Origin of the sequence: Comamonas thiooxydans, from assembly GCF_000964545.1 — a bacterium.
Taxonomy (GTDB): Bacteria; Pseudomonadota; Gammaproteobacteria; order Burkholderiales; family Burkholderiaceae_C; genus Comamonas; species Comamonas thiooxydans.
In genome coordinates this window covers 229,360-255,810 of record NZ_BBVD01000009.1, presented here as the reverse complement: position 1 = coordinate 255,810, position 26,451 = coordinate 229,360, and the positions used below count along the sequence as shown (strand labels likewise).

The 26,451-nt window shown below is 59.2% G+C and carries 25 protein-coding genes, 1 tRNA gene and 1 pseudogene; 11 read left to right on the top strand and 16 right to left on the bottom strand.

What is annotated here, in order from left to right; all coding sequences use genetic code 11:
- Positions 1-431: 431 nt before the first annotated feature.
- Positions 432-983 (top strand): sce7726 family protein, encoded by a 552-nt coding sequence (locus Cth01_RS16365; RefSeq protein WP_055477417.1) that lies wholly within the window; start codon positions 432-434, stop codon positions 981-983.
- Here Cth01_RS16365 and Cth01_RS16360 read toward each other — a convergent pair.
- The gene (locus Cth01_RS16360) at positions 980-2,077 is read right to left on the bottom strand and encodes a beta family protein (RefSeq protein ID WP_072248291.1); all 1,098 of its coding nucleotides are present in this window, start codon (positions 2,075-2,077) and stop codon (positions 980-982) included. The genes Cth01_RS16365 and Cth01_RS16360 overlap by 4 nt on opposite strands.
- 276 nt (positions 2,078-2,353) lie before the next feature.
- On the opposite strand from Cth01_RS16360, the pseudogene Cth01_RS24510 reads away from it, so the two are divergent.
- A pseudogene (locus tag Cth01_RS24510) lies at positions 2,354-2,749 on the top strand (Rha family transcriptional regulator); the annotation flags it as partial.
- Between the two features lie 55 nt (positions 2,750-2,804).
- The gene (locus Cth01_RS24330; protein WP_233425211.1) at positions 2,805-3,257 is read left to right on the top strand and encodes a Rha family transcriptional regulator; all 453 of its coding nucleotides are present in this window, start codon (positions 2,805-2,807) and stop codon (positions 3,255-3,257) included.
- Positions 3,258-3,384: 127 nt separating this feature from the next.
- On the opposite strand, the gene Cth01_RS16350 is transcribed toward Cth01_RS24330, so the two are convergent.
- The 3 genes from Cth01_RS16350 to Cth01_RS16340 form a co-directional block, all read right to left on the bottom strand.
- Positions 3,385-4,704, bottom strand: coding sequence for a HipA domain-containing protein (locus tag Cth01_RS16350; protein WP_045839762.1), 1,320 nt, complete (start codon positions 4,702-4,704; stop codon positions 3,385-3,387).
- Complete coding sequence (locus Cth01_RS16345; RefSeq protein WP_034395508.1) at positions 4,701-5,009, bottom strand: helix-turn-helix domain-containing protein; 309 nt, start codon at positions 5,007-5,009, stop codon at positions 4,701-4,703. The genes Cth01_RS16350 and Cth01_RS16345 overlap by 4 nt, the downstream gene beginning before the upstream one ends.
- Positions 5,010-5,207: 198 nt before the next feature.
- On the bottom strand, positions 5,208-6,254 hold the full coding sequence (locus tag Cth01_RS16340) for a hypothetical protein (RefSeq protein ID WP_139032125.1): 1,047 nt from the start codon (positions 6,252-6,254) through the stop codon (positions 5,208-5,210).
- Here Cth01_RS16340 and Cth01_RS16335 point away from each other — a divergent pair.
- Positions 6,253-6,495 carry a hypothetical protein gene (locus Cth01_RS16335; protein ID WP_045839760.1) on the top strand — a complete coding sequence of 81 codons (243 nt, stop codon included), beginning with the start codon at positions 6,253-6,255 and terminating at the stop codon, positions 6,493-6,495. The genes Cth01_RS16340 and Cth01_RS16335 overlap by 2 nt on opposite strands.
- Positions 6,496-6,611: 116 nt before the next feature.
- On the opposite strand, the gene Cth01_RS16325 is transcribed toward Cth01_RS16335, so the two are convergent.
- A complete protein-coding gene (locus Cth01_RS16325; RefSeq protein WP_233425205.1) occupies positions 6,612-6,965 on the bottom strand; it encodes a LexA family protein in 354 nt (117 codons plus the stop codon).
- Between the two features lie 173 nt (positions 6,966-7,138).
- Here Cth01_RS16325 and Cth01_RS16320 point away from each other — a divergent pair.
- A tRNA-Arg gene (locus Cth01_RS16320) sits at positions 7,139-7,215 on the top strand.
- A gap of 106 nt (positions 7,216-7,321) precedes the next feature.
- Here the strand turns inward: Cth01_RS16320 and Cth01_RS16315 are convergent.
- Positions 7,322-9,052 (bottom strand): M14 family zinc carboxypeptidase, encoded by a 1,731-nt coding sequence (locus Cth01_RS16315; RefSeq protein WP_045839758.1) that lies wholly within the window; start codon positions 9,050-9,052, stop codon positions 7,322-7,324.
- Positions 9,053-9,265: 213 nt separating this feature from the next.
- A complete protein-coding gene (locus tag Cth01_RS16310; protein WP_045839757.1) occupies positions 9,266-11,080 on the bottom strand; it encodes a DEAD/DEAH box helicase in 1,815 nt (604 codons plus the stop codon).
- Positions 11,081-11,344: 264 nt separating this feature from the next.
- Here Cth01_RS16310 and ettA point away from each other — a divergent pair, with 264 nt between their 5' ends.
- Positions 11,345-13,006, top strand: coding sequence for an energy-dependent translational throttle protein EttA (gene ettA / locus Cth01_RS16305; RefSeq protein WP_003063408.1), 1,662 nt, complete (start codon positions 11,345-11,347; stop codon positions 13,004-13,006).
- Between the two features lie 48 nt (positions 13,007-13,054).
- Positions 13,055-15,358, top strand: coding sequence for a DUF1631 family protein (locus Cth01_RS16300; RefSeq protein WP_045839756.1), 2,304 nt, complete (start codon positions 13,055-13,057; stop codon positions 15,356-15,358).
- Here the strand turns inward: Cth01_RS16300 and Cth01_RS16295 are convergent.
- The gene (locus Cth01_RS16295) at positions 15,355-16,392 is read right to left on the bottom strand and encodes a P1 family peptidase (protein WP_045839755.1); all 1,038 of its coding nucleotides are present in this window, start codon (positions 16,390-16,392) and stop codon (positions 15,355-15,357) included. The two genes, Cth01_RS16300 and Cth01_RS16295, sit on opposite strands and share 4 nt — an antisense overlap.
- Before the next feature lie 162 nt (positions 16,393-16,554).
- On the opposite strand from Cth01_RS16295, the gene Cth01_RS16290 reads away from it, so the two are divergent.
- Together Cth01_RS16290 and Cth01_RS16285 are read left to right on the top strand one after the other, a co-directional pair.
- On the top strand, positions 16,555-17,391 hold the full coding sequence (locus Cth01_RS16290; protein ID WP_045839754.1) for a MetQ/NlpA family ABC transporter substrate-binding protein: 837 nt from the start codon (positions 16,555-16,557) through the stop codon (positions 17,389-17,391).
- Between the two features lie 206 nt (positions 17,392-17,597).
- Complete coding sequence (locus tag Cth01_RS16285) at positions 17,598-18,440, top strand: MetQ/NlpA family ABC transporter substrate-binding protein (RefSeq protein ID WP_034381178.1); 843 nt, start codon at positions 17,598-17,600, stop codon at positions 18,438-18,440.
- Positions 18,441-18,443: 3 nt separating this feature from the next.
- Here Cth01_RS16285 and Cth01_RS16280 read toward each other — a convergent pair whose 3' ends face one another.
- Positions 18,444-19,646, bottom strand: coding sequence for a leucine-rich repeat-containing protein kinase family protein (locus Cth01_RS16280; RefSeq protein ID WP_045839753.1), 1,203 nt, complete (start codon positions 19,644-19,646; stop codon positions 18,444-18,446).
- A gap of 65 nt (positions 19,647-19,711) precedes the next feature.
- Between Cth01_RS16280 and Cth01_RS16275 the strand changes: the two genes are divergently transcribed.
- A complete protein-coding gene (locus Cth01_RS16275; RefSeq protein WP_045839752.1) occupies positions 19,712-20,689 on the top strand; it encodes an SMI1/KNR4 family protein in 978 nt (325 codons plus the stop codon).
- A gap of 1 nt (position 20,690) precedes the next feature.
- Entirely contained in the window at positions 20,691-21,200 is a 510-nt protein-coding gene (locus Cth01_RS16270) for an ankyrin repeat domain-containing protein (RefSeq protein ID WP_045839751.1), read from the top strand.
- Between the two features lie 57 nt (positions 21,201-21,257).
- On the opposite strand, the gene Cth01_RS16265 is transcribed toward Cth01_RS16270, so the two are convergent.
- The 7 genes from Cth01_RS16265 to Cth01_RS16235 form a co-directional block, all read right to left on the bottom strand.
- Positions 21,258-21,626, bottom strand: coding sequence for a copper-binding protein (locus Cth01_RS16265; RefSeq protein WP_045839825.1), 369 nt, complete (start codon positions 21,624-21,626; stop codon positions 21,258-21,260).
- 23 nt (positions 21,627-21,649) lie between these two features.
- On the bottom strand, positions 21,650-22,138 hold the full coding sequence (locus Cth01_RS16260) for a DUF411 domain-containing protein (protein ID WP_045839750.1): 489 nt from the start codon (positions 22,136-22,138) through the stop codon (positions 21,650-21,652).
- Positions 22,139-22,157: 19 nt separating this feature from the next.
- Complete coding sequence (locus Cth01_RS16255) at positions 22,158-22,640, bottom strand: cupredoxin domain-containing protein (protein WP_045839749.1); 483 nt, start codon at positions 22,638-22,640, stop codon at positions 22,158-22,160.
- Between the two features lie 15 nt (positions 22,641-22,655).
- Positions 22,656-24,062, bottom strand: coding sequence for a multicopper oxidase family protein (locus tag Cth01_RS16250; protein ID WP_034361657.1), 1,407 nt, complete (start codon positions 24,060-24,062; stop codon positions 22,656-22,658).
- A gap of 1 nt (position 24,063) precedes the next feature.
- Positions 24,064-25,509 carry a TolC family protein gene (locus tag Cth01_RS16245; protein ID WP_045839748.1) on the bottom strand — a complete coding sequence of 482 codons (1,446 nt, stop codon included), beginning with the start codon at positions 25,507-25,509 and terminating at the stop codon, positions 24,064-24,066.
- Complete coding sequence (locus Cth01_RS16240) at positions 25,506-25,865, bottom strand: hypothetical protein (RefSeq protein ID WP_045839747.1); 360 nt, start codon at positions 25,863-25,865, stop codon at positions 25,506-25,508. Before Cth01_RS16240 ends, Cth01_RS16245 begins: the two co-directional genes overlap by 4 nt.
- Positions 25,866-25,980: 115 nt before the next feature.
- Positions 25,981-26,442, bottom strand: a complete 462-nt coding sequence (locus tag Cth01_RS16235; RefSeq protein ID WP_045839746.1) for a hypothetical protein — start codon at positions 26,440-26,442, stop codon at positions 25,981-25,983.
- Between the last annotated feature and the right edge of the window lie 9 nt (positions 26,443-26,451).

Below are 26,451 nucleotides of genomic sequence, written 5' to 3'. Positions count from 1 at the left end.
CGCCCGTGGTGTTGGGGGGCTGCGGCTTCAATTGGGATGCCTCACTGGACTTACCTTGCAAAGGCATGGCCTGTTAGTGAAGAGCTGGCCGCCGCCGCGCTATGCCATGGCGTGGAGCGGGTGGAGGATTTGACGGAAGAGCTGGTGCGCCGCTATGTGCAGCGGCTGGGTGGGCTCAATGTCTATGTGCGCAATGAGCGGGAGCGGGAGCGGGAGCGGGAGCGTGTGGCTCAAGAGATTCGCGCCAGCTTTGATAGGTGTAATGCGCGGGAGCTGGCTTGCCGGTTTGGGCTGAGTGTGAGACAGGTGCAGCGGTTGCTTTCTAGCACAGAGGTTGGCTCTAAGCCTATTGCACCTTGTTCTGTGCCACCGAAATCTCGTAGTCTCACTTAGAGCTGTCTCCTGTTGTCGATACTTATAATCATCCAGCTATGCAAAGCCCTGAAAAAATCCGTCAAATGCTCCGCTCGTGGGTCGTCAATGCCAAAGATCCTGGGCCTGCGGATGTATTGGTTGATGAGCTGTGCATCATCGACAAGACCTGCCGGGCCGATTTAGTGCATGCAAACGGAAAGTTGACGGGTTTTGAAGTTAAGTCCGAAGCTGATACGTTGACTCGCTGGCCGCACCAGATGGATGCTTACCTGCGAGTTTTTGATGAAGTGTGGCTTTGCTGCCACCGTAAGCATGCCGTTCGAGCTCTGTCGGAGTCCATTCCTGCTGTCGGAATTCTCATTGTTGATGAGTACGGTGCGTTGGCTGTTTTGCGACCTGCTCAACAGAACAAGTCTGTTAATTCGTATGATCTAACTGGTTTGCTGTGGAGAAAAGAGCTCGATGAATTGTGCAAAGAGCAAGGGCTTTCTGTTACAAGAAAAGAGTTGATTAAAGAAGTTCGACACCGAGTTTCAAATTCGGTGTCGGTCGATTTGTTGAAGGCTTATGTGCTAAAGGCGATTAAAGAAAGATACTCTGTATCTTAGAACTCGTCTTCATCCTCATCTGCTTGTCCACTTCCTTGTGAACCAGAAGAGCTAGCTACAATTTTGCTGAAGTTCTCAAGAATGGCGCAAATATGCTGGTTTACTTTGTAACCATTCCAGCTACCGTTGCTACCATATCTTTCTCCTTGTATTGCTGGTAGTTTTGCGATTCTAGATATTTCCTTAGTAGCCCAGCAGAAGTTATCTCCGTGATATCCGGGAAGGCTGATGATATCTTTGGCTAAGTCAACATATTTTGAAAATTCTTTGTCTTTACCTTTGCGGCCTTGCCACCAATCGTAAGTCTCCAAATAATTTGCAAAAGGTATGACAGCCATCCCCGGAATATATTCCACAATGGAGTCCGGGTTTGTGGCTGCATAATCGCCATAGATAATGTTATCTTTTTTCTCTGCTCTTATAAGGGGGATTTGCCAAATTAGGTCATTGCATGGCATGTATCTAGTTGTCCCTGATGGTGGTTTATCTTCCGGGAAAGATGAACTGAGCAGGATTATTTTTCGCACACCATAATTTTTCATCAATTCATTTACAATTGCAGATGCATTTGATGGTGTTGTTGTTAGTTTTAATTGTTTCCCATAGTCAATGATTACGTCAAATTTTTTTGGATTTTGTACTGAGTTTAATATGTTTCTAACGATGTTGATTTCGTTATCGCCGTCAGCTGCAGCATCAAATCTTATTGCGATGCACTCGTAAGATTTCTCTAGATTTAATGCGAACTGTACTATTTCTCTTGCTGGGTCATTTGCTTTCCAGCCGACTGTTGGTATCAATGAGTTATTTATTGATTTACAGCTTTGATAAAAATCGAATTTATTTTTGTAAAAATTGCTTGGATCGTTAACTTGGCTTGAGACCAAGAATGGGTCATCTTCGTCGATTTTATATCTGGATGTGTCTAGATAAAAATTGGTAGGTCCCCACGTTTGAAGAAAATTATCTATATATTTTCTGTCGATGCCTCGCATCATCAAAATAGGGGCGAATCTATCCCTTCTGAAACTTTCTAAATTAACAAGAGCTTTAATATCATTCTGACCAACCTTCAGTGCTGCTGCGTACTCCATTGGATCCTCTTGTGAATTAACCAAAATTGGTTAATTACATTTTGTATCTTTTTGTTATTTTATTTGCATTACCCAGCGATTAGGTGCGAAATTCCCTTGACAAGGATTTTCGGATGAATAAACGAATTGCAGCTGTAGTTTGTTTTGAAGTAGAATTTGAGCGTCACGCCCGTAAGCGTGATCTGGGCTTGGCAGCCCGGAAACAACAGGCGCAGCGGCCGCGCCATACAAAGATGGTCAGCGGCTTTTTGCTTTCTAGAGCATGTCTGCGTGCACATGGCTCCGCTTTACGGTGGGCCGTGTGGGGACACCCGCGAGGGTGTGCCGGTGCCTGTTGCCGGTCTGCCAACCCTGCACGGTCCACCACCTTCTCTTGGCAGGGGAGGTGATGGCTCAAAGTCCATCAACAGGAGCCTCACCATGGCTGACATCTCTACCGGTTCTTCTGCATCCGTCGTCGCTGCTCGTCCTGAGCTTTCCATTCACGACGGCACTGTCACCACTACAAGTCTTCAGGTCGCTCAGTTCTTTGGCAAACGTCATCGTGATGTGATGCGCGCCATCCGGAGCTTGACTGCAGAGATGCCAGAAGACCATGCGCGCAATTTTGCGCGCATGGTTCATTTCGTTGAAATCGGCAGCGGTGCATCACGCGAGGAAAGTGCCTACCGCATGACCCGCGAAGGCTTCATGTTGCTGGCCATGGGCTTTACCGGCAAAGAGGCGCTTGGCCTATATCGCCGCCTTCAACCGCATGGAAGCCGAGCTGCAGAAGCCCGCGCAAGACCCGCAGCGCATCCAGCTCGCCCAGCGACTGGCCACTCAGGCGGCAGCCCAGGTCACGCAGGCCGTGTTCGACGCCGTGATGGCTGCAGACAGCACCGACTGGCGCCACGCCCGCTATCTGCTCAACCTGGGCTACGATCGCGAAGGCCAGCCCAGCGTGCCCCATGCCCAGCCCATTGGTGACGACCAGATGATCGTCTCCTTCAACGCGCTGCCCGAGCGCATTGCCAGCGGCGAGATCCTCTCAGCCACCGACGCCCAGCTCGCCACCCTGGCCACCGCTTGCACCCAGCGCCTTACCCAACGCGCCCAGCATCGCGAAAAGCAGGCCGCCAAGCCCGGCCTTCCCACCTCGCAAGCCGCGCCCGACCTGCTGATGATGACCTTCAAGTAAGCAAATTTGATAGCTTCTAGCGCTTGATGGATAAGCGCTAGAGGCTGATTCGGCTTGAAGTTTTTGTCACTATGACAAAAAGCCCCTGCTGGCGTTGGCTGGCAGGGGCTTTGTTTTTGTTCGGGGGTTACTGCAGGCGTTGCAAGGTTTCTTTCAAGATCACGTGGCGTATCGCTAGCAGCAGGCGCCACTCGCCGCCCTGGTATTGCGCTGCTTTGCCAGGGTCTGGGCTGGCTGCGATTTGGGCGGGGTAGCTGGCTTCTATTTCGGCAAGCAACTGGTCTGCCTGTTCGGGCAGTGTTTTGCGCATTTTCTCCAGCTCGCGCAGGGCGGTAGATTGACTCAGGCCCAGCGCTTTACCTGCTTGAAGCATGGTGGCACGGTTGATCTGGTCAAATCTTGTGGCTTCACCCAGGCTAAGAGCTAGCTGCGTTGCTGGCCATACAGGGTTGTCGTTGAAAGCCTTTGTGTCATACACGGCAGTACAAAGTAGATCGTAGGCAGGGGCCAGTCGGATGCCTTCGTGGCTGATGTGGAATGAGATGTTCTTGAGGTGGTTGTCTGCGTTGCCGATCAGGTAGTTGAACACCAGCCAGCGGTACAGTTGCAAGCGTGTCAGCGCCTTGGCGCTGCATTGCTCAATGGCCTGTGTCAAGGTGCCCAGTGTGGCTTGCTCGTATTTGAAAGCGCGTGATTTGCCCAGTAGTTGGCAGGTATCAATGATGTGCAGGCGCTGTGTGCTGCCGTCTGGTGCTGGGCTGCGGTCAAAGCGATTAATAAGGTAAACGGGCTCTGGCGCATAGAGGTGGTGTACGGCGGGTACGTTCAAGCCCACTGCAGCGGCCAGCCGCATGCTGAAGTATTCGTTGATGACGGAGTGCGGGTAGTCCGTCGATTGGCTGTCGGGCTTGAGGATGTGGGTGGACGGGGTGCCGGTCAGTGGCTCAAATAGCTCGCCCTCTCGGTAGATCACCACCATCTTGTGCTGCGCACCTGCCAAAGACATGCGCTTGGGGGCGTTGTGCGTCAGTGTGGCACGGGGCAGGTTGCGAATGCGCGCATCCAGCTCTGGCAGGGGCAGCGCAATCAGGCCGGTTGCCGCTGCAGGTGCATTTGGCAAAGCAAGAACCAGTGAGCCTGCTGATTCCGCCCCAAAGTAGGTGAGCAGCCCAAAGGCATCGGCTTCGTCAATCTGGGCTTCTTTGGCTAAAACGCTGCGCAGGTTTTCTTCGGGCAGCAGGTTGTCAAAGTACCACTGCACGGGGCGCTGGGTTGAGCCATCGATATATTCATTTTCAGACAGCGGTAGCCCGGGAGCCATCGCAAATGCTTGGGAGTTTGCTATCCATTCAGGTCTATAAGCAAAGCGCCAGATATCGTCTTGTGCACTGAGGGTGCCGACAATCTGGTCATTGATGCGCACCTGTAGTTGACGTGCAGTGCTCATGACTGGGTCTGCTTGTTATTGCTGCTTGTACGGGGCTTCAAGGGCTTGAGACCGGTGGCTTGCAGCGCTTGCAGGTGTTCTAGCGCATCTGAAGGAATTTCAACGCTGAGCTTGATCCCAGCTTCTTCCAGCAGCTTGAGCACGCGGCCCATTTGCACGGTTTCCTTGCCATGCTCCACTTCGCGGGCAAATACATGGCCTACGCCAGCGCTACCAGCCAAGTCATCCAGACGCAGGCCCTGGCTCTTGCGTACGGCCCGCAGCACCAGGCCCAAATCAGCGACGGATTGAATGGTGTGTTGCATGGTTCAGAAAAAGATTGGTTCGCATCTATTTTTGCATGCTTTTGCAAATTTTTCTACTGATAGATGCTTTTGCATCTTTTTTTAAATTACAGCAGATGATCTTGCTTAAAAAGAAGCAATCGGATCTATTTTTATGAATCAGAGCCTCAGTTGCAATAAAAAGATGCGATTGCATCTTTAAAGGTGTGTACATCATGTTCACGCACGTCGACGGCGTGCAGTCCAAATTCGTCGCGTAGGTACGGACGGCGCAAAGGGCATGTGGCGGGCTGAAACGGTGTTGGCTTTGTGTGGTGCTTCTGTTGAAGGCAGAACCGGGGGCTCTGCACGATGGAGCTGGATGAGATCGCGTAGCAAGTAATCCAGTGTCACTTGCCGGTTGTGCAGTACAGGGAATAGGGACGAAAAGAGGTACAGGACCAGCTCATAGATTTGGCGCAAAACCTGATACGCGACAACGCACGCAACGAATGTCACGACGGCTAGCTGTGCCAATGCCTTCAAAAAAGCCCATGTTCCTTCATCACCCATCGTCTCCATGAAGTTCAAGGCTTCACTCTTGCCAAGAAAGGCGATAACCAGGCCAATCAACGCGGTCATGAGTGTCAGCAGCCGCGCTTTGGATTCAGGGTCGTAGATTTTGGGAAATAGCTCGTCAAAGTCTTTGTCAGAGGTCGAGCGGCAGGCTTTTTCCAGGGCCCGAAGTTCAATGATTTCTTTGGCTGTTGCCATGAACTTCCACGCGGGCCTTTCAAGTAGGGCCTCTAGCCTTGATCTTTTGGACATGGTCAGGCGCTCAATCGGCCTTAGATCACTGTCTTCGCTGGTCGCTCGCACAGTGAGTTTGAAACGTTCGAATGCAATTAGCCCACAAGATAAAAGGAAGGCAACTTCTATTCCCAAGAACTGCCAAAACGGCTTGTCTGCTGATGGCATTTCAGCGAAGAAAAATTCGTAGCCAAAGTAGAAAAACAGTGCGAATAGGAAGATCGATAAATACCAGTGGTAGCTCTTGAGTCCGGGAAACGAGCTTCTTGGCTCGAACTCCTTGAAATAAGCGGCAGCTAGCTTGTAGTAGTCGTCCATTTTCCCTCTCAAGATATTGTTTTCTGTGCCGGGTATCTTATCTTTGCTATTAATTTGATTGTTAAAGGCATTGCTGCATAAGATCCCAAGGGGGCGGACATAATTTGGTGACATCTGTCCTCTGTAAATGTCCGCGCTGCGCTGAGAAGCTTGGCGCATGGGTCTCTACAGCCACCTCACTACCGAACAGCTCACCGCCCGGCGCGACAGTTATCTGGCCGCCATCGATGTGCGCCTGACCGGCCCCACTCAGGCCAGCCACAGCACCGATGGCGTGGGCGCGCGCTCCGTGCAGTTCAATGCCGACACGACGCAGCTGCGCCGCGCCATTGACGATATCAACGCCGAACTGGCCCAGCGCAACGGCCAGGCCGTGCGCAAGCCCATCTACCTGGTGTAAGCATGGGCCGCAAGAACCAACTAAGCCGCCAAAGCCGCAGCCGCACGTCGTTTGCGGCGCCGCTGGGCGCAGCGCCGCTCAAGGGCGGGGCTGCGATGTCTGCCTACCAGGGCGCATCACACACCGACCTGGTGCTGAGCGACTGGCAGCCCATGGCGGGCAGCGCCGATGCCGACCTGCTGCCCGAGCTGCACTCTGATAACGAGCTCGCGCTCGACAACCGCCACGACGATGCTCCCATCACGAGCGCGCAACTCCCTGTCCACCACGACGATATCGCCGTCATCGATGCCGTGTTCCTGCATGGACGGGCCGGCCACGCGCAACACAAACGTGGCCTTGGGGTGCGTGACCAGCAGGTCTGTAATATCCAGCTGCTTGCCTGCGAAGTCATTGGCGGGCGAGCCCGCGCGTGCGCTGCGATCAGCCAGCGGCAAAGTAACCGGGGACGCAATCAGTTGGACGGGCATGCCACTCATGAACCCTTTTGGCGGTGGATGCATGCCTGCCGCGCGTTGTGCCGAAGACGGCCCGAACCAAGGCATAATAACGACCGGTCATATCAAACGAGAAATGACCGATGCGGAGCGCTCCGCAAATCTAGGTTGAGTCCAGAGCGAAAAAACCTAGTGAAATCAATCATCTGCCCGTAGCTCAGTTGGATAGAGCAACAGCCTTCTAAGCTGTGGGTCACAGGTTCGATCCCTGTCGGGCAGGCCAAGCGAAGAAAAAGCCCGTTCATGCAATTGCATGAACGGGCTTTTGATTTCTGCATCAGCCGTGCTGCAGAGTGCATTTAAGACTCTGCGATCTTGCCTCTATATTTTCATTCCATTTCTTCTTCAAAAACGACCGATGGTGCGGCGACGACGCGTGCAATGTCCGTGAGGGCAGTAATCAGGCTTTTGCTTACATAGCTGAAAGGTGTGTCAGGCTCGAGGGCTGCAGTCGCCAAATGCGCTTTTGCCTGGTTGAGAGTGATGTAGTAGCTGCCCATTGGCGCTTCAATGGCGCCACGCGTCAGCACAGGGGTGTTGCTGCTGGTACGGGATGGGGTGTAGTTTTCTGCCAGCATCTGACCAGATTCTGCAATCTGCATGACTTGCACCCCCTGCAGGCGCAAACGGTCGACGGCTCGCCCTGAGTCAGCTGACAGCCAGTAACCGCATGGGCGGGGACGGCTTTGTTCGGGCTTTATGTTCAGCGATGAATTCCAGTCCACACGGGCTTCGATTTCCTGGCCGGATTCGGCCTGCAGCATGCGGATGGTGCGCTGCTCAGGTGTTTGTTTGGCCTGGATGGTCAGGGTGTTGCGGCAAGCGAGAGCGGAAATGTCGCGGGACACAAAGGATTCGACCTGCTTCAGGTTTTTTGATTTCTCGGCTGTGGCTCGCAGTGCTGCAGTTGCCGCAGTGACCAGGCTGTGCACGCGGCGCTGAATGTGCAGGCGCCCCAGATCGGAGCCGCGGCTGGCTATCAGCAGAGCGACAGAGTTTTTGAGACTGCTGGTGTTGGCAAGAGTGTCGGCAGTCAAACCGGCCATGGACATTGATTTGTCCTCAGGCTGAGCGCTGGGCTGAAAAAACCATTCATTGCTGAGCTCTGCCTGCTTGAGAGCGTTGCGTATGGGTTGACTGAACCACTCTCGCGCTGCCTTGTTGACAAATTCGTGTGCATTGGCCGTGGCAGCGGGTTGCAGCAGTACGTCGTAGCGCTGCACGGCCTGAAATTTCTGCAGCAACGTGCCAGCTGCTGCAAATTCACGTAGATCAATCACAGCTGCAGGCCGGTAGTTACGGGTCAGGCGGGCGAGGGCCTGTGCTTCCGGAGTGCTCAGCAGCAAATGATCGTGAACGAGGTCTGTGCCATCTGCTGTGACGTGGCTGGCCGTGCCTGCCGCATCAGGATTGGCCCGGGGTACGATGATGATGTTGGTCTGCTGCAGCAAAGGCGCCAGCAGGCCGCCCTGGCTCAGTTCGCGTGCGACGACCAGCAGGGCCTCAGTGCTGGCGGGTTCGTCGCCACGCTGGCCGCCGACCAAAAGCACGGTGGGTTTGCCGCTGCTGTTGATGGCTGTTGCCTGGGTGCTTTGGCCCTGAGTCGCAATAAGTGCTTGAATCGGCAGCCCTCTTTGAGAGGTGCCGATAGTGACGGTGGACAGTTGCGAGCCGTTACCGGCCTTGCTGCTCATTGATTGCAGCCATGCAGAAATTTCTGTCTGCGTGCTGAACTGTTGTCGCCCGCTACCCAGACCCGGTGTGTCATAAAGAGTGGTGGGGTCGGTAAAGCGAGACTCGATGGCCGGGTTATAGGGCAGGGCTGTCAGCTGTGGCGTAGGGGCAACCGCTTGGCTGATCACCGAAGGGGCGGCAGGAGAACTTGCTGCGGAAGGGGCCGGTGCCGGGCCTGACATGCCAGTCCAGGGCGGCAGCTGCACATTGGCACAGGCCGTCAACAGCACTGCCGAGCCCACTGTCGTCAGCTTGAGCATGCTTTGGGTCCAGACGGACTGCGTGCGCTTGGCATGAGAGAAAACAGGCTTGGTAAGAAATGTCATAAGTTCAACGCAGATAAAAAGAACATGCCAAGAGCGAAAGCTCGAGCTTCGCACATCTGGAACCCATATTAGGTCGGCTGGCTTGCTGTCGGCTGTCAGCGCGCAGCGATGCTGCAGCTGGAAAAAACAGAAGGGCTGCAATATTGGAGATTGCAGCCCTTCAGGAGGTTGGGTTGAAGGTGATTTCACACCTTCAGCCATAGACGCCGTGGATTAACGGCCGTAACCGCCGCCAAAGCCTCCACGGTTGCCACCGCGATTGCCTCCGCCAAAGCCACCACGACCACCGCCAAAGCCGCCACGGCGACCACGGTCAGCCATGCTGTCCACGCTGGTGCGCATTGGATCTGGCTGGCCACCAGCGTTGCCGCCGCGCGCGCCGTTGTGGCGGGCGTGGCCTTGTTGCGTACCCAGGTGCGCATCGGCACGGGGGGGCTGGTCGTCGTAGCGGTTGCCGCGCTCACGATCACCGAACTGGCGGGCGCCGCCGCGTTTGGGGGCTCGCTGTTGATCGCTATTGCCTTGGGGGCGCGGAGCGCGGTCGCTTTGGCCAAACGAGTTGCTGCGATCGGAGTTGCGTTCGCCACGTTCCACCGCTTGCTGACCCTGGCCGCGCTGGCTGTTGACGCGGCTGTTGCTGCGAGGCTTGTGCTGGCGTGCGGGGCGTTGCTGTGCTTCACCTTCTGCTTCGCCTTGCTGGGCATCTGCAGCAGGACGGCGACCACCGCGGCTGCCATTGGGAGTCTTGTTGGAGCGGATACGCTCCATCATTTCCTGGCGGGCTGCCTTGGCAGCTGCCTGCATTACATCGCGGCTGGGAGGCTTGCCAGCGCCACCCCACAGGGTCTGTCGGCCCATGGCGATGGGCTCGGCGATCTCGCCTTCTTCAGGACCAAAACCTTCGATGGGCTGTACCGGAATCTCCTGCTTGGTAAAGCGCTCGATATCCATCATGAAGCCTTCTTCGTCCATGCAGACCAGGCTGACTGCGTTGCCTTCGCGGCCGGCACGGCCGGTACGGCCGATACGGTGTACATAGTCTTCCGAGATATTGGGGATCTCGTAGTTCACCACGTTGGGCAGTTCATCAATGTCGATGCCGCGTGCCGCGATATCGGTTGCCACCAGCGCGCGCAGTTCGCCTGTCTTGAAGCCTTCCAAGGCCTGGGTACGGGCGCTCTGGCTCTTGTTGCCGTGCAAGGCCATGGCGGAAACGCCGTTCTTGGTCAGGTACTCGGCCACATTGTTGGCGCCAAACTTGGTGCGGGTGAACACCAGCACCTGACTCCAGTTGTTTTCCTGGATGATGTGCAGCAGCACCTGCTTTTTCTTGCCGCGCCCCACGGGGTGGATGACCTGCTTGATACGCTGCACGGTGGTGTTGCGCGGCGTGACCTGGATGGATTGGGGGTTGCGCAGCAGACCATTGGCCAGCTCGCGAATTTCATCGCTGAAGGTGGCAGAGAACAGCAGGCTTTGCTTGTCCTTGGGCACAAGAGCCAGAACCTTCTTGACGTCATGGATGAAGCCCATGTCCAGCATGCGGTCGGCCTCGTCCAGGATCAGCATCTCGACGGTGGACAGGTCCATGAAGCCCTGACCAGCCAGGTCCAGCAGACGGCCTGGCGTGGCAACCAGAACGTCAACGCCTTTTTCGATGCGTGCGATCTGCGGCTTCATGCCGACACCGCCAAAAATCACGGTGGAGGTAATGTCCAGATATTTGGCGTAGCTACGCAGGTTTTCTTCCACCTGGGCCGCCAGTTCGCGGGTAGGGGTCAGCACCAGAGTGCGGATGCCCTTGCCGCCAAACTTGTTCTTGGGCGCTGTGCCGCTTGCCAGGCGCTGCAACATGGGCAGCGTGAAGGCGGCAGTCTTGCCGGTACCGGTCTGGGCGCCGGCCAGCAGATCGTGCCCGGCGAGAACCAGAGGAATGGCCTGTGCCTGAATGGGAGTCGGGTTTTCATAACCCTGTTCTTGTACGGCCTTCAGAATGGCGGGTGCCAGATTCAGTTCTTCAAATGTCATTGTGATCAATTGCGCCAATCCTGGGCGCGGGGTATCAGCCTGTCATGGCACCCGTGGGGTGCCTGGCCAGTTGTAGGCAGATATAGTTTGCGTGTTGGGAGCTTGGAAACGCTTCCTTTGTCCCCAGCTGAAGTGCTGCTGCAGCAGGCAACTGGACGCCTGTTGCGAGGGGTATTGTCGCATGCACTGATAATCATGGTTTGATTGCCGTGTAAAGCGGCACACTTTTTTGCATAAATCCAAGTAACTCAAAGCAATTCGGACATGGCTCAATACGTTTTTTCGATGAATCAGCTGACCAAGACGGTGCCGCCCAAGCGCCAGATCTTGAAAGGCATTTCCCTGAGTTTCTTCCCCGGCGCCAAGATCGGCGTGCTGGGTCTGAACGGCTCGGGCAAGTCTTCGCTGTTGAAGATCATGGCCGGTGTGGACAAGGAGTATGAAGGCGAAGCCATCCCCATGCAGGGCCTGTCCATCGGCTACCTGCCCCAGGAGCCTCAGCTCAATCCCGAACACACCGTGCGCCAGGCTGTGGAAGAAGCCATGGCCGAGGTGAACAATGCCAAGGCTCGTCTGGAAGAGGTGTACGCCGCTTACGCAGAAGAAGATGCGGACTTTGACGCCCTGGCTGCCGAGCAAGGTGAGCTGGAAGCCATCATCGCTGCTGCGGGAACGGACTCCGAGCATCAGCTGGAAATCGCTGCGGATGCACTGCGCCTGCCGGCATGGGACGCTATCGTGGGGCAGCTCTCCGGTGGCGAAAAGCGCCGCGTTGCCCTGTGCAAGCTGCTGCTGTCCAAGCCTGACATGCTGCTGCTGGACGAGCCGACCAACCACTTGGATGCCGAGTCCGTGGACTGGCTGGAGCAGTTCCTGCATCGCTTCTCCGGCACCGTGGTGGCCATTACCCACGACCGCTACTTCCTCGACAACGCGGCCGAATGGATTCTGGAACTGGACCGTGGACACGGCATTCCTTACAAGGGCAACTACTCCGACTGGCTGATCCAGAAGGGCAACCGCCTGGAAGCCGAGCAAAAGGGCGAAGAAGCCCGTGCCAAGGCCCTGAAGAAGGAACTGGAGTGGGTACGCCAGAACGCCAAGGGGCGTCAGGCCAAGTCCAAGGCCCGTATTGCGCGCTTTGAAGAGCTGAGCGATTACGAATACCAGCAGCGCAATGAAACACAGGAAATTTTCATTCCTGTTGCCGAGCGTCTGGGCTCCAAGGTCATCGAGTTCACCAATGTCTCCAAGTCCTTTGGCGACCGCATGCTGATCGACAACCTTTCGATGAACATTCCCGCTGGTGCCATCGTCGGCATCATCGGACCGAATGGTGCCGGTAAGTCGACTCTGTTCAAGCTGATAGCGGGTAAGGAGCAGCCTGATTCAGGTACGGTGGATATCGGCCAGACCGTGAAGATGGCCTTTGTGGACCAGCACCGTGATGAACTGGCCAACGAAAAGACCGTGTGGGAAGACATCTCCGGCGGTTTGGACATGATCACCGTGGGCAAGTTCACCATGGCGTCGCGCGCTTACGCGGGCCGCTTCAACTTCAACGGCCAAGACCAGCAAAAGAAGGTCGGCAACCTCTCCGGTGGCGAGCGCGGTCGCCTGCACCTGGCCAAGACGCTGATTCAAGGCGGCAACGTGCTGCTGCTGGACGAGCCCTCCAATGACTTGGACGTGGAAACCCTGCGTGCGCTGGAAGACGCGCTGCTGGAATATGCCGGTACCGTGATGGTCATCTCGCATGACCGCTGGTTCCTGGACCGTATTGCCACGCATATCCTGGCCGCCGAAGGCGATTCCCAGTGGGTATTCTTTGACGGCAACTACCAGGAGTACGAAGCCGATAAGAAGAAACGACTGGGTGAGGAAGGTGCTGCGCCCAAGCGCATGCGTTACAAGGCGTTGAAGTAAGCATCAAAATGTCTCCAGCATCGGCTGGAGCGGGTATTCTTAGGGGCTATGAGCCTCGCACATGCATCCGTTTCCGTGCTGCGCACCTGCCTTGTCCAGGTGGTGCGTGGCGCTGATGCATTCGCGCTGCGATTGTTGCAGCGCACCGAATATGCGTTGGAGCAATCGCTTTCGACGGGTTCCCACTCTGTAAGGCGCGATGTGCTCGGCGCTGCGCTGCATAACCTGCAGCAGCACCGGGCCTCGGTGATCAGCAGCTTCCCGCAGAATTTGCTGGAGGCGCTGGTACTGTCAGCGCGCCAACCTTTTTCCTTTTCTGCACAGACGCTGGATACTGTCACTGGCCGGCTTTTGCCATTGGCGGCCATGGCCGAGTCGGCCAGCCGCCAGCTCAAGGCCGAGCACAAGCTGGTGCAGATGGTCGAGCCCCAGGTCGAGCTGGCGCTGGCCGATCTGGATGCGTTGATGAGCGGCGCTCAGGGGCTTGAATCCGCTCGGCCAGAGTGCAATCCGCTGCGGCTGGAGAACTATGTACGCGCTTTGAGCCAGTCGTTGACGGCTGTTCAGCCCGCCACGGAAGTGGCCGATTGCTGGCATGAATTCATGTCGCAGCAGCTGGGCTCGATTCTGGCTTCTGAATATTCCCGTGCTGCCAATTTGCTGCGCCAGCATGGCGTGCAGCCTGCTCGCTATGGCGCGGACGGTGACACCCGGCCTCAATGCCTGTTGACCTTGCGGTTGTTGCAGGAGTTGGCCTCAGATCTGCGCTGGATTGATGATTCGCGCTGCACCGTGCCCCAGTCGCTGACGGACTCCATGCTGGCGGGTTGGCCGGCGACCGAGCCGGCCTCTATCGCGCCTGTGCAAGATTCGGGGCTGGAGCCAGGCTGGACTTCGTATTCGGCCAATGCGCTGCAGACTTCGCAACAACCCTGGGTACCCAGTGCTCTGAGGGGATTGCGCGCACCACAGCCCAGTCAGGCGCCCAGTGCTCTGATTCAGATACGCACGCTGCAGCGAATGATGAGCCATATGACCAGCGACGGCCGCCTGCTGCCGCCGGTGCAGCGGGTCTTGTTGCGGCTTGAACCCATGTTGAGCCAGTTGGTGGCGCAAGACGGTGTTTTCTTTGAAGATCGCTTGCACCCGGCACGGCAGTTGCTGGACGAGCTGACGGCTCGCAGTCTCTGGTTTGCCAGCGAATCTGCTCTGGGATTTGCCCACTTCATCACCGTGGCAGAGGCTGCGGCGAACCAGTTGGCTAGTGCAGGGCAGGCAAATGCCAATGTATTTGCCCGAGTGCTGCAATTTGTGCGCGAGCAGTGGCCGCCGGAAGGTCGTATGAGCCGCATTGCGGCGCTGAGCCAGCATACCGAAGTCGAGCATTCCACGCGGCAAGGGCTGATGAGCTCGGCGCTGGGGCTGGTCGATCGTCAAGTTGTGAGCGCCATCGAGCAGACCAAGCCCGATGCCCTGCAACTGGCGCAGATGATTCGCAGCTTGCCCAGTGCCAAGGGTGTGCCTGAAGATATTCTGGATTTTGTGACGGGCCCGTGGGCCGGTGTGATTGCCCAAGCACAGCAGCGGGCCGAACCAGGGCAGGAGCGCGACCCGGGTGGCTATCTGGCGCTGGTGCCCAGCCTGCTGTGGAGCGTGTCGCCGCAGGCCGCTCAGGATGTGACGCGGCTGGTGGCCATGGCGCCCAAGTTGCAGCGCCGCCTGGCGCGAGGCTTGCGCAGCGTGGGCCGCACGGATGTCGAAATCGCCGCACTGGCGGCCCGGCTGGGAAGCCTTCAGCAGCGGGTATTGGATGCGGCCGAGGCTGCGGGCCTGTCCGGCTCCGACGAATTTGCCAGGGTGGATGTACTCGGTGAACTGCCCAGCGTGCTGGCGGGTCTGGATGGTGCCTCAGAAACCGTGCGCGCAGGACTGGATATCACCTTGCCGGTGCTGACCGACAGAGTCGAGGATCCGCCATCAGTGGCCGTGATGCGAGAGGCGCAGGTTCAGGCTGCAACCCATTCCTCAGGACCTGTCTTCAAGACCACAGCGCCGCAAAAGATAGTCAGTGCTCCATTGAATGAGACTGAAGCAGTTGTTTCTGCTCCCATGCCGACGCATGCATCCATGGGGCAGAGCAAGCCTGCTGATGTTGCCGAATGGCCTTTGGGCACCTGGGTGGAGCTGTGCAACGAGCGCCAGCAGCTGCGCACCAAGCTCACCTGGGTCAGCCCGCAGCAAAGCCTGTTTCTGTTTACCGCCGAAGACGGAAGCACCCAGTCCATGACGCGCCGCATGCGCGATAAATTGTTGACACAGGGGCAGTTGCGGCGACTTGAGGCGATGGCCTAGCTTCTTGCGCTTAAATCCTGGTGGCTGGGTAGTGTCGTCTGGCCTTCGATCTGTACCGATTGAGCCAGCAAGACGGCGCGTGCGGTGGCTATGGCCACGGCTTCGGCCGCCAAGGTGCTCAGCGTCATCATTCCCGGCGATTTTCCGCTGCGGCCAGTGCCCAGGGCAAACAGGCTGTCGCCATCGCTCATGGTGTGCACGGGGTTGATGGCACGTGCCAGGCCATCATGGGCTACCACGGCCAGGCGGTGGGCCTGGGCTTTGGTGATGGTAGCGTCGGTCGCTACGACGCCTATCGTGGTGTTGCTGCCGGCCAGAATCGGCCTGGGCTCTTCGCCCGTCAGCAAGGCATCGCGGGTGCCGCACAATTGCAGGCCGTCTGCCGTGCGTGCCCCGGCCAGCAACTCACCGTTGAAGGGGTTGAATACATCGCCCAGCGCATTGCAGGCAATGATGGCTCCTACGGTGACGCCATCGACGGTAAAGCTGGCCGTGCCTATGCCGCCCTTCATGGCGCGCTCGTGGCCGAAGACCTTGCCTACCACGGCGCCAGCGCCAGCGCCTACGCTGCCTTCGGCGGGTCGCCCGGTGCCGGAGTCCGGCCCCGCATTCCGGCAGGCGGCATAGCCGGCCGCAGCATCGGGGCGTATGCGCATATCGCCCATCATCACGTCAAACAACACGGCTGCCGGCACCAGCGGAATCCGGCCCACGCCGATATTCAGGCCGGCACCTTGCTCTTCCAGCCAGCGCACGGCCCCTGTGGCTGCGTCCAGCCCCCAGGCACTGCCGCCGGCCAGCATGATGCCGTGGACCTCCTGCACCAGATTGCTGGGGTGCAGCAAATCGGTCTCGCGCGTGCCAGGGGCTGCGCCGCGCACATCCACACCGCCCACGGCACCCTGGGGGCACAGCACGACGGTGCAGCCCGTGGGGCGACGCGAGTCGCTGAAATGGCCCACGGAAATGCCCTGCACACGGCCGATATGGCCTTCGTGCGCGAGCAGATCCTCAATAGTTGAAAAAGCGCTCATGCCAGTGCTCCTTGTATTTCTTATATATGTTTATGGATAAACAGATGGTTTTTTATTCTTTAGGGTTTGCCCGTGTAGGGGTCATACTTGCTCACATTGTTGCAGCTCGGTAAACAAATGAGAGCCGTGCTGCCCACGCGAATCCAATTCCAGGAGAGATCCATGCCCGCCCATTTTTCTTTTGCCGCCAGCCGCCGTGCCGTTCTGGGCACTGCCGCAGTAGCATTGCTGGCGACTGCCGGTGTACCTGCTCTGGCACAGGGCCCGGCCAAAAAGAACCTGCTGATTGGCGCCACCGCCGGCTCCAATTACGACCTGCTGCAAAAAGGCATAGTGCCCCAGCTGCAGAAAAAGGGCTACCAGATCAAGCTGATCGAGTTCAACGACTATGTGCAGCCCAATCTGGCGCTGTCCGATGGCTCGCTGGATGCCAATTTCTTCCAGCATCGTGCCTATTTCGATCAGTTCACCACGGATCGCAAGCTGGCGCTGACTGCGATTGCTCAGGGCCCGGTGGCACCCATGGGTGTGTACAGCAAAAAGCACAAGTCTCTGGCCGATATCAAGAGTGGCGCCAAGGTGGCTCTGCCCAATGACCCCAGCAACCTGGCGCGTGCATTGCTGGTGTTGCAGCAGGCAGGCCTCGTCAAGGTCAAGGAAGGGGTGAACCCGGCCCGTATCTCCGAGCTGGATCTGGCCGCTAATCCCCACAAGCTCAAGTTTGTGGCGCTGGAGGCAGCCCAGTTGCCGCGTGTGCTGGAAGACGCCGACTATGTGGTGGTCAATGGCAACTTTGCCATTTCCTCGGGTCTGAAGCTGAGCGAGGCCGTGGTGCTGGAAAAGACTCCCGATCTGTACCTGAACGTGGTGGCCGTGAAGACCGGCAACGAAAACAGCCAGTGGGCCAAGGATCTGTCCGCTGCCTACCGCTCGCCAGAGTTCAAGGCCGTGGTGGACAGCCAGTTCCCCGGCTACTCCAAGCCTGCTTTCCTGAAGTGATGGGGTTGGACTGAATACGCCAAGGGCCGCGATGCGGCCCTTTTTTCATGCCCGTGGATTTGCTGGTTTTAGATGAAAAGCAAATAAGAGCATGGGTTTTTATTGGTTGGAATTTGCTCTCCCTGTCTGGATACTGCAAAGGCCTCTGCATGGATGCAGAGTCAGACCTTTGATATCAAAACACAGTACATCAACGAGGAGCAAGCATGACCCATCTTTTTTCCGTGGCACGGCGCCGCCGCAGTCTTCTAGCCACCACTTTGCTGGCAGGTGCTGCACTGGTCATGGGCGTCTTGCCGGCGGCGGCCCAGGACGCGGGCAAAAAGCAATTGGTGATTGGCGGCACGGCAGGCTCCAACATTGATCAGCTGCAATACGGCATCGTCCCCATCCTGCAGAAAAAGGGCTACAAGGTGCGTCTGGTGGAGTTCAACGACTATGTGCAGCCCAATCTGGCCCTGGCCGATGGCTCGCTCGATGCCAACTTCTTCCAGCATGAGGTCTATTTCAACCAGTTCAAGGGCGACCGCAAGCTCGATCTGACGGCCCTGGTACAGGGGCCGATTGCACCAATGGGCGTCTACAGCAAGCAGCGCAAAAGTCTGGCCGACCTGAAGGAGGGGGATCGCATTGCCCTGCCCAACGACGCCAGCAATCTGGCTCGGGGCATTCTGCTGCTGCAGCAGGCGGGACTGGTCAGGCTCAAGGAAGGCGTGAACCCGCTGCGCGTGTCCGAGCTGGATCTGGCCTCCAATCCCAAGAAGATCAAGCTCGTGCCCCTGGATGCGGCTCATCTGCCGCGCGCGCTTGATGATGCACAGTACGCCATCATCAACGGCAACTTTGCGATTTCCTCGGGCCTGAAGCTGTCGGACTCGGTGCTGCTGGAAAAAACGCCCGAGCATTATCTGAACATCGTGGCCGTCAAGACCAAGGACAAGGATGCGCAATGGGCCAAGGATCTGGCTGCAGCTTACAAGTCCGCCGAGTTCAAGGGCGTGGTGGACAGCAAGTTTGCGGGTTATGCCAAGCCCGCATTCTTGCAATAAGACTCAGCCGACAAGAGCCTGAACCTCGTTTTCCAGGTGGCGCAGCGCACGCAGCTCGATCTGCTGCAGCAGCGCTTGCTGCGTTTCGGGCAGGCCTTGCAAAAGCGCGGCGGCGCCAAAGTCGCTGAGCACGGCCTGCCCGGTCTGCAGATTGCACAGGATATTGTGGGCATACAGATCTCCATGGAGCAGACCACGGCCGTGCAGATGGGTGATGGCAGAACGTATGCCTTGCAGCAGCTGCTGGGCCTGGTCGGCTTGCAGGCGAAGTTCGGGGTCATAGACATCTCGTGTGCAGCTGTCGAAGCTGGGCGGCCCGGCCAGCGGGTGCATGGCTGAATCCAGCAGGGGCAGGGCCGTGGCCATTTGTCCGTCAGGAGCGCCCAGAACCTGCGCCAGCGGCGTCAGCAGATGAGGGTGCTGTCCTGCCGCAATGCCTGCCGCCAGTTCGGATTGCGGCGTGCCGTCGCTGGTCTGGGCGGCCTTGAAAACCTTGAGTGCCAGATCCTGTCCGTTGAGGCTGGCGCGGTAGATACGGCCGCTGGCACCTTCGCCCAGCTTGCCGGCGATTTGCAAATCTTGATAGGAAATGGGCTCAATCCCATGCCCTGAAAGCGTATCCAGCTCCTGTTTTTGAGTTAATGGATTGCCTGCCAGCGCCAGCCATGCCAGGCGAGGCAGCCGGAAGATGACTTCGGGAGCATCTTCGAAACGGTTGCTTGCAATGCGCAGCAACTCCAGCGCTTGGCAATGCTCCAGGCTCTGGGGCAACTGACTCAGCTGGTTGCACGACAGCATGAGTTTTTGCAGGCGCGTGCATCGGCCCATGGATTCGGGCAGCCGCTGCACGCGGTTGTCCGTGAGAATCAGCCTGCGCAATCGCGGCGGCAGGCTGTCCTCGGGCACATGCTCGATGCGGCAGGCCTTGAAGCCCACCATTTCAAGTTGCGGCATGCGGCCCAGCACGCGGGGCAGTTCGCTGAACGGATTGTTCGAGGCAAACAGAATACGCAGCCGCGCAAAACGCGTCAGCTCTTCTGGCAATGTGGTGAGCTGGTTGCCGGACAGATCGAGGATCTCCAGCGTCTCGGTCAGCTGAGAAAGCGCGGCGGGGAACTCGGTCAGCCCATCGCAGAGCCTGATATGGTGTGCGCGGGCCAGTGAACCATTGGCCAGCCCGGAGTGAAACTGCTCTAGCGTCAACATAGGACGCGCAGTCTACGCCCTGTGCACCCCATGCACCTAAAACACACAATGCACGGAATGCCTGCATGAAAATCTTCAAAGACCTGCCTGCGCTGGTGCAGGCATTGCCCGAACTGACGCTGAGCGACTGGGTGGATCTGCCTGCCGATGCCGCTGCCCAGCTCGATGCGCCACATCAGTCCCCGCCAGCAGGTCTGCTGGCACAGCCTGCCTTGCGCTTTGTGGTGCGTGATGCGAATGAGGCGCCGCGCATGGGCCATAAGCCCTGGATGCCGGTGGCGGTGCTCGCTCAGATGCACTGGCCTTCACCCTCGGACGCGGTGGCATGGTCTCGTTTTTTGCAGGCCGAGTTCGGGCGCAGCCAGCGCTTTGTAGAAAACCATGATGTGTGGGATGAGGCCGACCTGCCCGAGCCGTATTGGCAGCCCGCCGATGCTTCGCTCGATCAGCGGCTGGCCCACTGGTATCAAGGCCTGCAGGCTCATGCCTGGATGGATGAAGAGCCCGCCCAAGCCAGGCCATTCAGCCGGGCCGAGCTGCGCCTGTGCGAATGGCGCCTGGGTTGCAATCTGCCCGAGTCCTTGCGTGACTATCTTTTGCAGCTCGGTGTGCTGGACTGGGCCGAGCGCTTGCTGAGTCCGTGCTTTGATCTCATGGCGCCGGATGCAGACATGGATGCCATCGGGCCGGTGCAAGTCGTGTTTCCGGGCATCGCCGATATTGTGGAGATGAGTGCGCCGCAACAGGCGCTGGCCTTGAAGGCGCAGTTGAGCGAGCTGGTGGTGTTCGGGGACTACCTGGGCAATGGCAATCTATGGTGCTTTGACCGTCGCGATGGCTCTGTCTGGTATCTGGACCATGACAGCAGCCCCTTGCTGACCCGCATGTTCGACGATGTGGGCGACTATCTGGACGCGCTGGCCTTGATGTCGCTATGCCGCAGTCACGCTGTGGCCCAGGGGCAGGATGATGGCGATGAGCAGGCCGAAGTGCTGCTGGCAAAGCGCTTTGGGCGGGCGCTGATCAGGAAATGGATGTACTGAGATGAGTATGAAACTGCTCAAGGCCGCTGAAAAAGGCGATATTGCTGCGCTGGAGCTGCGCCTGAGGGACGGTGACGATATAGCCTATGTGCAAAAGAGCACAGGCCTCAATGCGCTGATCACGGCCCTCAATTGCGGCAACGATGCCGCGGCCCAATGGCTGGTGGAGCAAGGCAGTCCGCTGGATCAGGTGAGCCTGACAACCGGCATGACCGCCACCGCCTGGGCGGCCTTCAACGGGCGCACAGAGATGCTGCAAGTGCTGCTGCAAGCGGGGAGCGACCTCGACAGGACCGGGGATGACAAGGGCCGAACCCCGTATCTGATGGCCGTGGACCATGGCGCGTGGGAGGCTGTGCGCTGGTTCTGGTCGGCCGGGGTCGATCTTCGGCGCAGAGATGCGCAGGGTCGCAATGCCTTTGATCTGCTGGTGCACAGCGGTCGTGATGTGCCCGGGGATGTACTGGAGCGCGTGGCAGGCCATGCGGGAGTGACATCCACGGGGTTGTGACGGGATGACGATGCCATGCTTGCATGGCATCGTCATCGCTTTAACGGCGAGACTGCATCAGGGCGCTGGCTGGATGCGGGTGATGATCAGGGAGCCATCCTTGTCCTCGGCGCGGAACAGCACTTTGTCACCGGCTTTGAAATCGTTGGACTGGCTGGCGTCCGCCAGCGCAAACACCATGGTCATGGGAGGCATGTCCAGGTTCTTGATTTCTTCGTGGCGAATCGTCAGCTTGCCTGTGCGCTTGTCCACGCGGGTGATTTCACCGGCGGTCAATGCATCGGCCTGAGCTGCAGGTGCGGTTGTAGAAGTGCCGGCTGCTGCGCCGTGACCAGCGTGTGCCGAGTGATCCTGCGCCAAAGCGGGAGTGGTCAGCGCAAAGCCCAGGCTCAGGGCTGCCAAAGTGGTGTGAAAGAGGTTTCTCATCATGTTCTCCTGAATTGAGGGGGTCAGCCGCGATAGCTGGTGAAGACCGAGGTGCTGACATCGCTGCGCATCAGGCTTGGGGTGACCAGCAGCACGTCGTAGGGGTCTTTGCGGCCACCGTACTCGGGGCCGTCCATGCCGGGACTGCCGATGGGCATGCCCGGTACGGCGATGCCCAGCGCCTTGGGTTTTTGCTTCAGCAGCTTGTGCACATCGGCGGCAGGCACATGGCCTTCGACCAGATAACCGCCTACCAGGGCGGTATGGCAGGAACCCAGGCGGGTAGGCAGGCCCAGTTTGGCGCGTACGGCGCTGTTGCCCACGTCGTGCACCTTGACGGCGAAGCCAGCCTGCTCCATCAGGGCAATCCAGTCCTTGCAGCAGCCGCAGTTCGGGTCTTTCCAGACCTCCATGGCAATCTTGGCAGGAGTGGCTGCCATTGCTGGCAGCGCAGCCATGCCGGCAGCGGCGGCCAGCAGATGCAGGACGTGGCGGCGGTTGGTGCTTGTCATCGGGAATTCCTTTCTTGCGTTATTCGGTGACGGTGAAGTGCCCCGTCATGCCGGCCTGGTAATGGCCGGCGATCAGGCAGGCGAAGTCGAATTCGCCTGCGCGGTTGAAGCTCCACACCATGTCTTCGGTCTGGCCTGTGGCCACATGGGCCATATAGGGTTCGGCATGTTCCATGCCGGGGTACTTGAGCATCATCTGCGCGTGCTCATCGAGCGATGCCCGGGTGCCCAGCACCATCTCGTGCATGAGAAGGCCTTTGTTGACCACGCGCAGGCGCAGGGTTTCGCCCTTTTTCACGCTGAAATGACTGGGGCTGAAGCGCATGTCGTCCGTCATCTCGATGGTGATGGTGCGCCGGGCCTCCCTGGCCTCGGCGGCAATGCCCCAGGGCTTTTGCTCCTTGAGCACGGGACCGCTGGCATGGGTGCTGTTTCCATGCGCAAAACTAGCGCCAGCGCTTGCTGCCAAAGTGCAGGCAGCTATGAAATGAATAGTCTTCATGGGAGTCTCCTGGCATCAGTGCTGGGTGTGTGCACCCGTGGCGGGGCCGGTTTCGGGTTTGCGTACGGTGGCGGCTCCGGGAGCGGTGCCGGGCGTGCTCTGGCGGGGGGCCTTGGCATCGAAAGGTGCGCCCTGCCATTCATAGGCACGGGTCCCTTTGGGCTGCTGGTACCAGCCGGGGTCCTTGTAGTCGTTGGCACCCAGGTTTTTGCGTACCTTGAAGCTGGTGAACATCCCGCCCATTTCGATGGGGCCGTAAGGGCCCTGGCCGGTCATCATGGGGAAGGTGTTGTCGGGCAAAGGCATTTCCATGGCGCCCATATCGCCCATGCCGCGCTCGCCCATCAGCATGTAGTCGGGCACGATCTTCTGGATCTTGCCCACCAGGCCGCGGTGGTCCACGCCGATCATGGTGGGCACGTCGTGACCCATGGCGCCCATGGTGTGGTGGCTCTTGTGGCAGTGGAAAGCCCAGTCGCCGGGTTCGTCGGCAATGAATTCGACCTGGCGCATCTGACCCACGGCCACATCCGTCGTCACCTCGGGCCAGCGGGCGGACTTTGGCACAGGGCCGCCATCGGTGCCTGTAACCTCGAACTCATGGCCGTGGATATGGATGGGGTGGTTGGTCATGGTCAGATTGCCCACGCGGATGCGCACCTTGTCGCCCTGACGAGCCACCAGTGGGCTGATGGCGGGGAAGGCGCGGCTGTTGAAGGTCCAGATATTGAAATCCGTCATCTCGTTGATGCGCGGTGTCATGGTGCCGGGCTCGACTGCATAGGCGCTGAGCAGGAAGGCATAGTCGCGCTGCACCTTGTCGATCAGCGGGTGGGCTGTCTTGGGGTGGGTGATCCACAAGCCCATCATGCCCATGGCCATCTGCACCATCTCGTCCGAATGCGGGTGGTACATGAAGGTGCCGGGGCGGCGCGCCTCGAACTCATAGACGAAGGTCTTGCCCGGCGGGATGTGGGGCTGGTTCAGACCGCCCACACCGTCCATGCCATTGGGCAGACGCTGGCCATGCCAGTGGATGGTGGTGCTCTCGGGCAGGCGGTTGGTGACGAAGATGCGCACCTTGTCGCCTTCCACCACTTCGATCGTGGGGCCCGGCGACTGGCCGTTGTAGCCCCACATATTGACGAAAAATCCGGGCGCCACCTCGCGCACCACGGGCTCGGCCACGAGGTGGAACTCCTTGACGCCCGCATTCATGCGCCAGGGCGTGGTCCAGCCGTTGAGCGTGACCACGGGTTGGTAGGGGCGACCGTTGGGCGGCGTCAAAGGCGCAGCCGTGTCGGCGCTGCCTTGCATGACGGGCTCGGGCAGGGCCGCCATGGCAACCCGGCTGACGGCCATTGAAGTTGTGGCAGCTGCCACTGCAGTGGCAGCGCCAGTGAAAAAGGATCGGCGTTGCATATCAGTGACCTGCTTCGGCTTGTGCAGCGGGCGCTGCGCTGGTGTTGACGGTGGGGGTGGTTCCTGGCGATGTGCCTGTCAGGGCCAGGCGCAGATCGGTCTCGGCTAGCCAGAAGTCGCGCTGTGCCTCGGTGGCGGTCACCACCGCTTGCGTGGTGCTGCGGGCCTGGGCCAACAACTGCCACACACTCATGAACATGCCGTTGTAGCGATAGACGGTTTCTTCCTGCATCAGCTTGGCCAAGGGCAGAACCTCGGCCTGCTGCTGCTGGGCCAGGTCGTAAGCCGTGCGGTAGGCCAGCCAGTTGCTGCGGGCTTCGCTGCGTGCGCGTATGGCGTTGTCGCGCAGCAGCGATGCGCTGCGCAGAACCTGGTTGCGTGCCATGCCGCGCGCGGCAAAGCCCCAGTCAAACAGCGGCAGCGGCACGTCGAACTCCCAGCCTTGCGTCTTGTCGCTGTGGCCGGTGGCGCGTTCAGTACTGGTGTTGTTGCTGTAGCTGGCGCCGATATCACCAAAGATGGTGCCAATCGTGGCCCAGCCCTGGCGGCCGGCGGTCACATCAAGGTCGCGGCGCAGAGCGCCCAAGTCCAGCCGCTGGCGCAAGGCGGTGGCTTCGGCGTCATTGCCGCCGCGCAGCTCGGTCGCTTTGGGCAAGGCGGGCAGTTGCTCGGGCAGCTTGTAGGCCAACTGCTCGCCCCACAGGCCCATGCGGCGGGCCAGCTGCTCGCGCTCCAGCTGGGCGTTCAGGCGTGCACGCGCCAGCTGGGCGGCGGCCTGCTGCTGCTGGGCCAGCTCTCTGGCTTGATCCATCTTGCTGAAGTTGCCGACCTGCGCCATGCGGCGGGCCAGCTCACCGCCCAGGGCCGCTGCCTCGTGCATGCGCTCGTTGGCGGCCAGGGCTTGCTCGGCTGCCACGGCGCGCAGCCATGCGCGGCGTGTGTCGGAGGCCAGCAGCAGCACCTGCTGGGCGGCCGTCAGAGTGGCCTGTTCCATCTGCCAGCCCTGCCAGCGGCTGCGCCAGGGCAGGGTGATGAGCTGCACCAGCCCAAAGCTGAGCTGGCGCTCGATCTCGCGCTCGTGGCCGTTGCGAAAGCGGCCGAAGGTAAAGCTGGGGTTGGGCAGGGTCAGCACTTGCACGCGCTGCGCGTCGGCAATGCCGAGCGCAGCCAGCTGGGCCTGCAGACCAGGGTTGTTGAGCAGGGCGATGCGCACGGCGGTGTCGGCATCGACAGGGGCTTTGAGCCAGTCGGCAATCTGGGTCTGCGCATCCTGCAGGGCCTGGGCGTCCGGCGACGGCAGCTGTGCACCCGCGGGCAGCCTGCCTTCGGTATGTCTGGCCACGTCGCCGCGAAGTCCGTCGGGCGAGATGCTGGCGCAGCCGGCCAGCACAAGTGTGAGTGACATTGCGGCGAGCAAAGGCGTGGCTTTGAATGCAAGGCGCTTCATGGCTGGCCTCCGTGATGGTGCTGATGTGCGGAAGCACCGCTGTCCGGGGCTGGGCCGGAGGCATTGCCCTGGGATTTCTCCCACCTGAGCACATCGCCATGGCCGCGCGGGAACTCGCTCACCGCGGCATTGGCGGCCTTCCAGTCACCGGGCTGGGCGACGATGGCCGCGCTGGCGGCAAGTGGCTGGTGCTGCAGCGCCAGCGTGGGAGCATCGGGATCGAAAACGCGGTTGCCGTTGGCTGGGGATTGGGCCACCGGGAGAGTCGATGCAGACGGCTGGGCCAGAACCGGCGGGCTGACGCCGGCCATGAGCAAAGCCATGGCTATCAAAGAAAGAGGATGCGCTTGGCGCATAGAGGATTCCTGTCGTCTAAAACCGGGAGAAGGTCCGCAGTTTTGAGCGTTTGACGGCTCGAAACTAGACAGCTAGCGCGATGGCTGCTATCAAAATGCGGACGCACCTATGGCGTCAGAGCGCAGAAATCGGTGGTTTGACGAGGTCGGCAGGCGCTGCGCTGGCAAAGCGCGCTGCACCATGGGCCGGCTGGGCGGCCAGGGGGAGGCTGGAGTGAAGCGTCAGCAACTCGGGGTTGGCCAGCGTCGAGTGGCAGATGCCGCAGGCCGTGCAATGGCCTTCATGCTGGTGGCAGTCGCTGTCGGCGGCATTGGCGCTGCAGTTGACGGTCCCTGCAGGGCCTGCCTTGTGGGACGCGGCCATGTCGTGATGCGGCTGTGCGTCGGCCGCGAGGCTTACATGCGCGTGGTGCACAGCGGCTGCCATGGCGGCCACTTCGTCCAAGCTCTGCGTCTGCACAAACGCATGTCCCATGTGATGGGACTGGTCGGTGTTCTGCTCCATGGCCATGGCATCGCCTGCCAGGCCGCGCAGGGCCAGCAGCAAAACCAGGAACAAGGAGAAAAAGCGACGCATGGGCTGAAT

Bases quoted from the DNA above. Each gene is read 5' to 3' on its own strand.
- Cth01_RS16365 (WP_055477417.1), top strand. From the start codon at position 432: ATGCAAAGCCCTGAAAAAATCCGTCAAATGCTCCGCTCGTGGGTCGTC.
- Cth01_RS16360 (WP_072248291.1), bottom strand. From the start codon at position 2,077: ATGGAGTACGCAGCAGCACTGAAGGTTGGTCAGAATGATATTAAAGCT.
- Cth01_RS16350 (WP_045839762.1), bottom strand. From the start codon at position 4,704: ATGAGCACTGCACGTCAACTACAGGTGCGCATCAATGACCAGATTGTC.
- Cth01_RS16345 (WP_034395508.1), bottom strand. From the start codon at position 5,009: ATGCAACACACCATTCAATCCGTCGCTGATTTGGGCCTGGTGCTGCGG.
- Cth01_RS16335 (WP_045839760.1), top strand. From the start codon at position 6,253: ATGGGTCTCTACAGCCACCTCACTACCGAACAGCTCACCGCCCGGCGC.
- Cth01_RS16340 (WP_139032125.1), bottom strand. From the start codon at position 6,254: ATGCGCCAAGCTTCTCAGCGCAGCGCGGACATTTACAGAGGACAGATG.
- Cth01_RS16325 (WP_233425205.1), bottom strand. From the start codon at position 6,965: ATGCCCGTCCAACTGATTGCGTCCCCGGTTACTTTGCCGCTGGCTGAT.
- Cth01_RS16315 (WP_045839758.1), bottom strand. From the start codon at position 9,052: ATGACATTTCTTACCAAGCCTGTTTTCTCTCATGCCAAGCGCACGCAG.
- Cth01_RS16310 (WP_045839757.1), bottom strand. From the start codon at position 11,080: ATGACATTTGAAGAACTGAATCTGGCACCCGCCATTCTGAAGGCCGTA.
- ettA (WP_003063408.1), top strand. From the start codon at position 11,345: ATGGCTCAATACGTTTTTTCGATGAATCAGCTGACCAAGACGGTGCCG.
- Cth01_RS16300 (WP_045839756.1), top strand. From the start codon at position 13,055: ATGAGCCTCGCACATGCATCCGTTTCCGTGCTGCGCACCTGCCTTGTC.
- Cth01_RS16295 (WP_045839755.1), bottom strand. From the start codon at position 16,392: ATGAGCGCTTTTTCAACTATTGAGGATCTGCTCGCGCACGAAGGCCAT.
- Cth01_RS16290 (WP_045839754.1), top strand. From the start codon at position 16,555: ATGCCCGCCCATTTTTCTTTTGCCGCCAGCCGCCGTGCCGTTCTGGGC.
- Cth01_RS16285 (WP_034381178.1), top strand. From the start codon at position 17,598: ATGACCCATCTTTTTTCCGTGGCACGGCGCCGCCGCAGTCTTCTAGCC.
- Cth01_RS16280 (WP_045839753.1), bottom strand. From the start codon at position 19,646: ATGTTGACGCTAGAGCAGTTTCACTCCGGGCTGGCCAATGGTTCACTG.
- Cth01_RS16275 (WP_045839752.1), top strand. From the start codon at position 19,712: ATGAAAATCTTCAAAGACCTGCCTGCGCTGGTGCAGGCATTGCCCGAA.
- Cth01_RS16270 (WP_045839751.1), top strand. From the start codon at position 20,691: ATGAGTATGAAACTGCTCAAGGCCGCTGAAAAAGGCGATATTGCTGCG.
- Cth01_RS16265 (WP_045839825.1), bottom strand. From the start codon at position 21,626: ATGAGAAACCTCTTTCACACCACTTTGGCAGCCCTGAGCCTGGGCTTT.
- Cth01_RS16260 (WP_045839750.1), bottom strand. From the start codon at position 22,138: ATGACAAGCACCAACCGCCGCCACGTCCTGCATCTGCTGGCCGCCGCT.
- Cth01_RS16255 (WP_045839749.1), bottom strand. From the start codon at position 22,640: ATGAAGACTATTCATTTCATAGCTGCCTGCACTTTGGCAGCAAGCGCT.
- Cth01_RS16250 (WP_034361657.1), bottom strand. From the start codon at position 24,062: ATGCAACGCCGATCCTTTTTCACTGGCGCTGCCACTGCAGTGGCAGCT.
- Cth01_RS16245 (WP_045839748.1), bottom strand. From the start codon at position 25,509: ATGAAGCGCCTTGCATTCAAAGCCACGCCTTTGCTCGCCGCAATGTCA.
- Cth01_RS16240 (WP_045839747.1), bottom strand. From the start codon at position 25,865: ATGCGCCAAGCGCATCCTCTTTCTTTGATAGCCATGGCTTTGCTCATG.
- Cth01_RS16235 (WP_045839746.1), bottom strand. From the start codon at position 26,442: ATGCGTCGCTTTTTCTCCTTGTTCCTGGTTTTGCTGCTGGCCCTGCGC.